The following is an 8,628-nucleotide window of genomic DNA, read 5'->3' on the forward strand; positions in this document are numbered from 1 at the left end:
GTGGCGGGGAGGACGCCGGGGCGGTCGAGGCGGTCGGTGGCCGCGGCGAGGAGGGGGCGGGCGACGGCCGGATCGTCGGCGATGCGTTCGCCGAGGTCGCGGATGCGTTCGGGGTCGGGCAGGCGGACGAGGTTGGTGCCGGTCTCGTGCAGGCGGACGGCCTGTTCGACGAGCCGCACCAGGTGACGGGCGTGCTTGGCGGCCCGGCGACGCGCGGTGGCGTCGGCGGTGTCGCGGGTCAGCAGCTTGCGGAACTGCTGGTCCGCGTAGCCGAGGTAGGCCTTCCGGACGGCCGACGCGCTGAGGAACGAGCCGCGGATACCGATGAGTTCGTCGCCGAGCGGGGTGCGCGTCTCGTACAGGTCGTCGGGCAGCCAGACGAGTTCGGACGCGGTGGGGTTGCAGGAGAGCGCGAGGCGGCACCACTTGGCGGCCTCGTGCAGGGTGGCGTCCGGCCGGGTGGTCACGTGGGACTCGGCCGGGCGGTGCAGGCCGTGCAACTCCTCGGTGGGCGTGGCGAACAGGCCGAGCCGGTCGATGTCGGAGCCGGCGTGGGCGAAGCCGTACGCCGTCGAGCCGACGATGCCGGCGAGCAGGACGGTTCCGGGTGCTGCGGGCATGCGTGTTCCCTTCTCGAACAGCTCGGTCGGCCGTGGCGGCGGTGATCGCATCCTCTCCGAGCCGGGCCGCGCCGGGCGACCGATTTCCTGCTCGGGGCCGGTCCGTCGGCCGATACTGGCCTCATGGAGCACGGACCGGAGATCCCCGGCGACACGGACGCGGCGAAGCTGCGCGCCTGGTGGTCGCACCGCCAGTGGCTGGACCGCCCGCACCCCGGCGTGCCGGCCGCCGAGGTGCTCGCCGCGACCGGGTGGGCGCGGTCGGTGGGCGGCGCGGCGCCGTACCTGGGGCTGTTCGCGCGGGCCGGGCTCGGCCGGGCGGCGGTGGACGCGGCCGTGGCGCGGCTGGAGGTGCACGAGCTGCCGGCGGCGCGCGGCTGCACGTACGTCCTGCCGGCGGCCGACTTCGCGCTCGGCCTGGCCGCCGGAGCGGCCGCCCCGGCCGCCGAACTGGCGTCCGCGGAGAAGCACTTGGGGGTCGGCCGGGACGAGGTCGAGAAGCTCTGCCTGGCCATCGAGCGGGTGCTGTCGGAGGCGGAGCCGCTGGACCCGACGTCGATCCGGGAGGCGGTCGGCGACGCCGTCCGGCCGCTCGGCGAGGCGGGGAAGAAGCGCGGCGTCTCGACGACGCTGCCGCTCGCGCTCGGGCTGATGCAGTCGCGTGGACGGATCCGCCGGGTGGCCGTCAACGGCCGTCTGGACCAGCAGCGTTACGGGTACGTGGGCTGGGACCAGCCGGTCGCCGGGGGCACCGTCGACCTCGCCCGGCGCTACTTCTCGTGGGCCGCCCCGGCCACGCTGCGGCACTTCCGCTGGTTCTCCGGCTTCAGCGCGGCCACCGCCCGCCGGGCCGTCACCGAGGCCGGGCTGGTCCCGCTCGCGCCCGGCTCGGAGTTCCTCATGCCACCCGAACTGCTCGACGAGTACGCCGAGTTCAGGATCCCCGCCAAGCCGCACTACACCCTGCTCGCGGGCATCGACGGCATCCACCTCCTGCACCGCGACCTGGCCCGGCTGCTCGACCCCGCCGACGCCGCACGCCCGCTGCCCGCCGGCCGGGCCGGACGGTCGTTCGGCGGCGAGGCCGACCCGCAGACCCACGTGGTGCTCGACCGGGGCCGGATCGTCGGGCTGTGGGAGTACGACACCGAGCGCGCGGAGATCGTCCACCTGCCCTTCGTGCCGCCGGACGACGCGCTGCGCGAGGCGGTGGCCCGCACCGAGGCGTTCGTCCGCGACGAGCTCGGCGACGCGCGCGGGTTCGGCCTCGACTCGCCCAAGAGCCGCGCGCCGAAGGTCGCGGCCCTGCGGGCGATGGCGGGCAGCGCCGGACGGACCACCGCCGAGCGCTCGACCGGGCGGACCGCCGCCGGCCGGACCACCACCGGGTAGCGTACGGACATGTCGACCACACCCCCCGAGGTCCTGCTCGTCACCGGCGCGGGCCGCGGCATCGGCGCCGCGACCGCCCTGCTCGCCGCTCGCCGCGGCCACCGCGTGTGCGTCAACTACCGGGCCGACGAAGCCTCCGCGAACGCCGTCGTGGCCGCCATCCGCGCCGAGGGCGGCACCGCCGTCGCGGTCCGGGCGGACGTCACCCGCACCGCCGAGGTGGAACGGCTGTTCGCCACCGTGGACGCCGAACTCGGGCCGCTCACCGGCCTGGTGAACAACGCGGGCACGCTGGAGCGGCAGAGCCGGCTGGAGGACCTCGACGAGGAGCGGCTGAACCGGATCTGGGCCGCCAACATCACCGGCCCGTTCCTGTGCGCGGCGCAGGCCGTCCGCCGGATGTCCACCCGGCACGGCGGGCGCGGCGGCGCCATCGTCAACGTCTCCTCGGCCGCCTCCCGGATCGGCGCGCCCAACGAGTACGTCGACTACGCGGCCGCCAAGGGCGCCGTCGACTCGATGACCCGCGGCCTCGCGCTGGAGGTCGCCGCCGAGGGCATCCGCGTCAACGCCGTCCGCCCGGGCCTGATCTACACCGACATCCACGCCCTCGGCGGCGAGCCCGGCCGGGTCGACCGCGTCGCCCCCAATCTGCCGATGCGACGCGGCGGACGGCCGGAGGAGGTCGCGGAGACGATCCTCTTCCTCCTCTCCCCCGCCGCGTCGTACATGACCGGCGCCTTCCTGGACGTCGCCGGCGGGCGCTGAGGAGCGGCCCACCGGAAGGCACCGAAAGGCCTCTTCCGGTTTCCTTCCGCCGCCACCGCCCGCACCCGTACCGTTGGTGCCATGACCGACGCCTTCGACGCCTTCATCGACATCCCCGGCGTGCGCAACTTCCGTGACGCCGGGGGCATCGGCGCCCTGCGCCGCGGCGTGCTCTACCGCTCCGGTTCCTTCCACACCCTCACCGACGAAGGCGCCCGGCGCCTCAAGGCCCTCGGCCTGCGCACCGTGATCGACCTGCGCAGCCAGTTCGAGCTGGAGGTCTGGCCCGACCTGCGGCACGGCCTCGACCACGAGACCCTCCACGTGCCGACCCTCCCCGCCGACCGCGAGGACGACGAGCACCCGTGGCCCGAGGACCAGGCCTCGCTCTACCCCTTCATGGCCCGCACCGCCGGCCCGTCGATCGCCGCGGCCATCCGCCGCCTCGCCGCCCCCGAAGCCGTCCCGGCCGTCGTCCACTGCGCCGTCGGCAAGGACCGCACCGGCCTCACCATCGCGGTCGTCCAGTCCCTCCTCGGCGCCTCCGAGGCCGACATCACCGCCGACTTCCTGCGCTCCAACGCCGGCCTCGACCTCCTCGACGGCCCCACCCCCTACGTCGACGAAACCGGCACCGAACGCGTCTCCCGCCCCATCACCGCCCCCCTCCTCGCCTCCTCCCTCACCTGGATCGAAACCCACCACGGCTCCATCCCCGCCTACCTGGCCCCCCACGGCATCACCGAAGCCGACCTCACCGCCCTCCGCACCAACCTCTCCGCCTGAGCGCTCCCTGCGCTACGACTGCCGCTCCAGGTGCCACCACTGGGTCGGGGTGTCGGTGTCCTCGTGTTGTTCCACGCCGTGGTCGGTGGTGGTCAGGGGCTTGCCGCTGATGAAGCTGGTGATGGTGTAGGTGCCGGGGGCGTCGTCGTGGTGTTCGAGGAGCCATTCCTGGGCGCCGAAGGCGTTGGCGGACCACTGTTGGATGGGGGTGCCGTCGTCGGTGGAGGCGTTGGTGACGTCGAGGCGTTTGCCGCTGTTGGCGTTCTCCAGGTGGTAGAGGGCGCCGCCGGGGTGGACGGCGGTGAGGCGCCAGAGTTGGGCGTCGGTGCCGGTGGCCGCGCCGCAGCGGACGCGGGCTCCGCTGCGGCGGCTGCCGTCGGCGACTTCGAGGAGCAGGCCGTCGGCGGCGCTGCGGATCAGGTAGAGGCCGTCCGTGATCGCGGTGTCAGTCACGGGGGAAGTCTGCCACCGGGGACCGACGGAGCTCGTGGGTGAAGGCCGCGGCGAGGACGGCGGCGGTGGCGGCGACCTGGGCGAGGGCGGACACGGCGGTGCCGAGCGGGACGGTGGCGGGCAGGAGCGCCGCGGCGGTGAGCCGGGGGAGGTTCGGGGTGAGGCCGAAGGTGCGGCGGACGGCGGTGTTGACGACGAGGTAGAGCGCGATGCCGCCGGCGAGGGCACCGGCCTGCGGGAGGGTGCCGGGGGCGCCGGGGTGGGCGACGGCGGACTTGACCCCGGCGGCGAACAGCAGGATGCCGAGCAGGAGTCCGCCGTGCCCGAGGTAGTAGACGGTGACGGCGGTCCAGTTGCGGCGCGCGGACGGGAGGGCGGCCATGTGGTGCTCGGCCCGCGCGTCGTCGTCGTGGCCGAAGTAGGCCCACCAGAGCCCGACACACACGGCGAGGCTGAGCAGCGCGACGGCGATGAGCGGCAGGCTGAGGTCCAGGCCGCCGGCGCCGACGCCGATCGCGATGACGGACTCGCCGAACGCGATGATCACGATCAGTCCGTGGCGTTCGACGAAGTGGTCGGCGCGGAGCCGGAACTCGGGCAGCCGGGCGACCCACGGGGTCACGAACTGCATCGCGAACGCGACCGTCCAGACGGCGAGTTGGACGCCGCCCGTGCAGTAGCCGCCGAACACGACCAGCGCGCCGCCCACCAGGTTGGCCCCGCCCATCCGCAGCACGGAGGGGAGCACCACGCCGGAGGCCGCGAACATGCCGGTGTGCACGGCGACGACCACCAGGTACGCCCAGCCGAACACGACGCCGCTGCCCTCGAAGGCGTGCGGCACGGACAGCGAGATCACCAGGAACCCGCCCATGGCGAGCATCAGCAGGCCGCGCCGGCCGTGGTTGCTGGGCGGCATGGCGTTGGTCAGCCAGATGAAGGCGTCGTACATCCACCAGATGACCGCCAGCATCACGAGCACCTGGGCGAGCCCGCCGACGGTGAGGTGGTGGGCCAGGCTGCCGGTGAGCTGGGTGATCGTGAAGACGAAGACGAGGTCGAGGAAGAGTTCGAGCGGGGCCACCTTGAGGGCGGGCTCCGCCTCGGTGCCGGGGACGTCTCGTATCGGATGGGGCGCAGTCACCGCGTGAGTATGCGTCACGGCCGCGCCCCGGCGCGGGGGTTTCGGTCCACCGCACCCCGGGCGCGGCCCCTTCGAAGGGGCCGCCTATGCTGCCGCGAATGGCTTCCCAGCACACCCCCACGCCCCGTCAGCAGCCCACCTTCACCGAAGCGGTGGCCGTCCTCGAAGCGGTGGTCGGAGCTGAGGACGAGGAGCGGTTCGGCCCGGCACTCGGCCTGGTCGGCAGCCTCTTCGGCCCGGCCGGCCCGGCGGAGGTGGCGGCGGCCGGGCCCCGGCTGGCCGCGCTGCTGCCGGACGCACCGCCGTTCCCGCGCTCGCACCTCGCGATGCTCGTGGGTGCGTGCGTCGAGCGGGGCGCCGATCCGTCGGCGTGCGCGGGGCCGGTGCTGGCCGGACTGCGGGGCGCGTTGACGGGCGCGCAGCGGCTGGTGGAGCGCTGGGAGGCGACGGGCGGCGGCCCGCTCCCCGATCCGGAGGAGGACGACCCGGCCAAGGCCCACGGGCGGATCGAGGACCCGGCCGTCCTGGACGCCTGGCAGGCGCACCTGGCCGTCGTCGGCTGGTGGACGCTGGAGCTGTGGCAGCGCGCCGCGTGGGCGGTGTACGTGCACGCGGCGGTGCGGGCGGAGGCGCGCGCTTCCGGCGTGACCGCCGTGCTGCTGGAGCTGATCGCCCGGTACGGCGGCGAGTCGCACGACCTCAAGGGCCTCGCGTACCTGGCCCAGGTGCTCGACGACGAGCCGCTGCTGGTGCTCGACCGCCCGACCGGCACCGGCTACCTGCTCCGCATGGACGGCCTGAGCGACACGTTCCAGCTGCACACCCTCCTCGCCGACGTGCTGATCGGCGGCGGCCACCTGCCGGGCGTCCCGCAGGACCCTGAGGTCGTGGCCCTGTGCCGCACCGCGCACCCGGACGGCCGCCGCCTGATCGCGGCCGGCGCGTTCAACCTGGTGGCGCCGGACGGCTCGTGGCTCTGGAACGAGGGCACGCCCGCCGACATCCCGCTGCTGGACGGCGTGCGCACGCTGGTGCTGGAGCCGCAGCCGTACGAGCGGACGTGGTCGGCGGGCCGGTTCATCCCGGACCTCCCGGGCGACCTGCGGCTGGAGCGCGTGCTGTCCCCGGCGGAGGCGGCCGAGCGGCTGTCCCGGACGGCGCCCGCGCAGACCGCCGCGCAGGCGTTCCGCTAGTTCCGCCAGGCAGACAAGGCAGGCAGGCCACGATCGGGCGTCCGCGCCGATGGGGCTATGGTCGGAAGCCGGAACGTGAAGCCGGAACGCAACGGGACGAGTGGAGTCGACGATGGCGAAGGTCCAGAACGTGATCGCGGACGGCGCGCCCGCCGCCCTGACCGCCGCGGGCGGCCTGCTCGGCGGCTACGGCGTGGCCCGCTGGACCGGCTGGCGCGAACTGGGCGGCGCGGTGCTGGCGGTGGCCGGCGCCGGGGCGGCCGCGCAGTGGCACCGCCGTTCGGGGGTGCGGACGGCCGCGGCGCTGACCGGGCTGTACGTGGCGGCCTTCGGCGGCTCGCACCCGCTCGCGAAGCGGATCGGCGCGTGGCCGTCGGTGTTCGCCGTCACCGGGGTGGTCGCCGCCGCCTCGACCGTCGCGACGGCGCTGTCCGGCCGCGCCGAGGCCTGACCAGCACCGAAGCCTGAGCGGCAGGCCCGAGCCCTGACCGGCCACCGCTGCCGGCAGGCTCAGCCGGTGAACCGGGCCTCGAACGCGGCCCGGTTCGCCGACACCGGCGAGCGGTCCCACACCGCGAACACGACGCGCTCGAAGGCGGCCCCGTACCGGGCGAGCGCGCCCTCGAAGGCCTCGGCGACCTCGGCCGGGTCGTTGCCGAACACGCCGCAGCCCCACGCCCCGAGCACCAGCGCGCGGACCTCGTGCCGGGCCGCCGCCGCGAGCACCCGCACGGCCCGCTCGGCGAGCACGCCGCGGACGTCGACACCGCGGACGCCGACGCCGGGCGAACGCCGGGCCAGCTGACCGGCGTTGGGCGCGGGGGAGGTCAGGAACGTGACGGGGTAGGGCCGGGCGAGGAGGTCGCCGCGGTCGCCCCGGACGACCGGCACGCCGGGCGAGACGATCACCCGGTGGCTGTACCGGAGGTCGGTGGAGGCGCGGTGCGCCTCGTAGTAGTCGGGCGCCTCCAGCAGGCAGGTGTAGAGGAGCGCGCTGCGGCAGAGGTCCTCCTCCTGGGCGCGGGCGCCGCGCAGGTAGCCGCCGCCGGGGTTGCGCGCGGACGCGAAGTTGAGCACCCCGACCGGCCCCGCGCCGGCCTCGGCCAGGCGCCGCGCGGCCTGGACGCTGCCCTCGGCCGTCACCTCGACCGCCGCGCGGTCCGGCCCAGGGCCGGGGGCGTCCGCCCGCAGGAGGGCGTCCAGCGCGGCCGGCGCGTACGACACTGTCCCGGCCCGGGCTGCCGCCAACTGCTCGCCCACCTCGACGAGTTCGCCCCCGGTCGTCCGGTAGCTCCCCCGCGCGGCGATCTCCTCGTTCACCACGGCCACACCGTGCAGTCTGCTGCTCATGCGCCCGACGCTAATGGACTTCCCTCCGCCCGCGCCACAGGTTATTCTCACTCCAAGAACAACACCTCGGGGGGAAGCGTCCAAGGGGTCCAAGGGGTCCAGGGGTTCCGGGGGGTATCGGGGGATACCGGGGATCCGGGGAAGGACGCCGGGGAAAGTTCCGGGGGGAACGCCGAAGGGCCCGCTCCACCAAGTGGAGCGGGCCCTTCGTCCGTCAGCCGGCCGTCTCGTCGACTACCGGTCAACTACCGGCCGGACGGGTTCAGTTCTTCCAGCGCGGCTTGCGGTCGTCCCGGTTGAAGCCGCCGCGGTCCTCACGGTTGAAGCCGCCGGAGCGGGCGCCACGGTCGTCGCGGTCACGGCCACCGAAGCCCGAGGACTGCGGACGGCCGCCGGAGCGGTGGTCGTCGCGGCGCGAGAACGGACGGCTGCTGCTGCCGCGCTCGTCGCGGTCCCGGCCGAAGGACGGGCGGTCGCCGAAGGAGCGGGCCGGACGGTCGCCGAAGGAACGGCTGCCGCGGTCGTCACGGTCGCGGCCGCCGAAGCCGCCACGGTCGTCACGGTTGAAGCCACCGGAACGGGCGCCGCGGTCGTCACGGTTGAAACCGCCCGAGCGACGGTCGTCACGGTCGCGGCCGCCGAAGCCGCCGCGGTCGTCACGGTTGAAGCCACCCGAGCGACGGTCGTCGCGGTCACGGCCACCGAAGCCACCGCGGTCGTCACGGTTGAAGCCGCCGGAGCGGGCGCCGCGGTCGTCACGGTCACGGTTGAAGCCACCGGAGCGGCCACCGCGGTCGTCACGGTTGAAACCGCCCGAGCGACGGTCGTCACGGTCACGGCCACCGAAGCCACCGCGGTCGTCACGGTTGAAGCCACCCGAGCGACGGTCGTCGCGGTCACGGTCGCGGTCACGGCCGAAGGC

Annotated in this window: 10 protein-coding genes; 6 read left to right on the forward strand and 4 right to left on the reverse strand. The window is 74.9% G+C overall.

All coding sequences use genetic code 11. The features are described from left to right. On the reverse strand, positions 1-620 hold a 620-nt coding region (locus tag AB0O00_RS22950; protein WP_363654594.1), incomplete at its 3' end, for a nucleotidyltransferase domain-containing protein. Between the two features lie 123 nt (positions 621-743). Between AB0O00_RS22950 and AB0O00_RS22955 the strand changes: the two genes are divergently transcribed. The 3 genes from AB0O00_RS22955 to AB0O00_RS22965 all read left to right on the forward strand — a co-directional run bounded on the left by AB0O00_RS22955 (position 744) and on the right by AB0O00_RS22965 (position 3,566). Then, entirely contained in the window at positions 744-2,012 is a 1,269-nt protein-coding gene (locus tag AB0O00_RS22955) for a crosslink repair DNA glycosylase YcaQ family protein (RefSeq protein WP_363654596.1), read from the forward strand. A 9-nt stretch (positions 2,013-2,021) separates the two neighbouring features. Continuing rightward, the gene (locus AB0O00_RS22960) at positions 2,022-2,780 is read left to right on the forward strand and encodes an SDR family oxidoreductase (RefSeq protein WP_363654598.1); all 759 of its coding nucleotides are present in this window, start codon (positions 2,022-2,024) and stop codon (positions 2,778-2,780) included. Between the two features lie 81 nt (positions 2,781-2,861). Further along, positions 2,862-3,566 carry a tyrosine-protein phosphatase gene (locus AB0O00_RS22965; protein ID WP_363654600.1) on the forward strand — a complete coding sequence of 235 codons (705 nt, stop codon included), beginning with the start codon at positions 2,862-2,864 and terminating at the stop codon, positions 3,564-3,566. Between the two features lie 12 nt (positions 3,567-3,578). Here the strand turns inward: AB0O00_RS22965 and AB0O00_RS22970 are convergent, their stop codons facing one another. Together AB0O00_RS22970 and AB0O00_RS22975 are read right to left on the reverse strand one after the other, a co-directional pair. Continuing rightward, entirely contained in the window at positions 3,579-4,019 is a 441-nt protein-coding gene (locus tag AB0O00_RS22970; RefSeq protein ID WP_363654602.1) for an RICIN domain-containing protein, read from the reverse strand. Continuing rightward, complete coding sequence (locus AB0O00_RS22975; RefSeq protein ID WP_363654604.1) at positions 4,012-5,163, reverse strand: low temperature requirement protein A; 1,152 nt, start codon at positions 5,161-5,163, stop codon at positions 4,012-4,014. The genes AB0O00_RS22970 and AB0O00_RS22975 overlap by 8 nt, the downstream gene beginning before the upstream one ends. A gap of 98 nt (positions 5,164-5,261) precedes the next feature. On the opposite strand from AB0O00_RS22975, the gene AB0O00_RS22980 reads away from it, so the two are divergent. Both AB0O00_RS22980 and AB0O00_RS22985 read left to right on the forward strand, forming a co-directional pair. Continuing rightward, positions 5,262-6,356: a hypothetical protein gene (locus tag AB0O00_RS22980; RefSeq protein ID WP_363654606.1), complete on the forward strand. Its 1,095-nt coding sequence runs from the start codon at positions 5,262-5,264 to the stop codon at positions 6,354-6,356. Positions 6,357-6,468: 112 nt separating this feature from the next. Next, positions 6,469-6,807 (forward strand): hypothetical protein, encoded by a 339-nt coding sequence (locus AB0O00_RS22985; protein ID WP_363654608.1) that lies wholly within the window; start codon positions 6,469-6,471, stop codon positions 6,805-6,807. Between the two features lie 59 nt (positions 6,808-6,866). Here AB0O00_RS22985 and AB0O00_RS22990 read toward each other — a convergent pair whose 3' ends face one another. Continuing rightward, on the reverse strand, positions 6,867-7,706 hold the full coding sequence (locus AB0O00_RS22990) for a TIGR02452 family protein (RefSeq protein WP_363654611.1): 840 nt from the start codon (positions 7,704-7,706) through the stop codon (positions 6,867-6,869). A 193-nt stretch (positions 7,707-7,899) separates the two neighbouring features. Here AB0O00_RS22990 and AB0O00_RS22995 point away from each other — a divergent pair. Further along, the coding region (locus tag AB0O00_RS22995) for a hypothetical protein (RefSeq protein ID WP_363654613.1) at positions 7,900-8,628 on the forward strand (729 nt) is incomplete at its 3' end.

The organism is Kitasatospora sp. NPDC093558, from assembly GCF_040683475.1.
Classification (GTDB): domain Bacteria; phylum Actinomycetota; class Actinomycetes; order Streptomycetales; family Streptomycetaceae; genus Kitasatospora.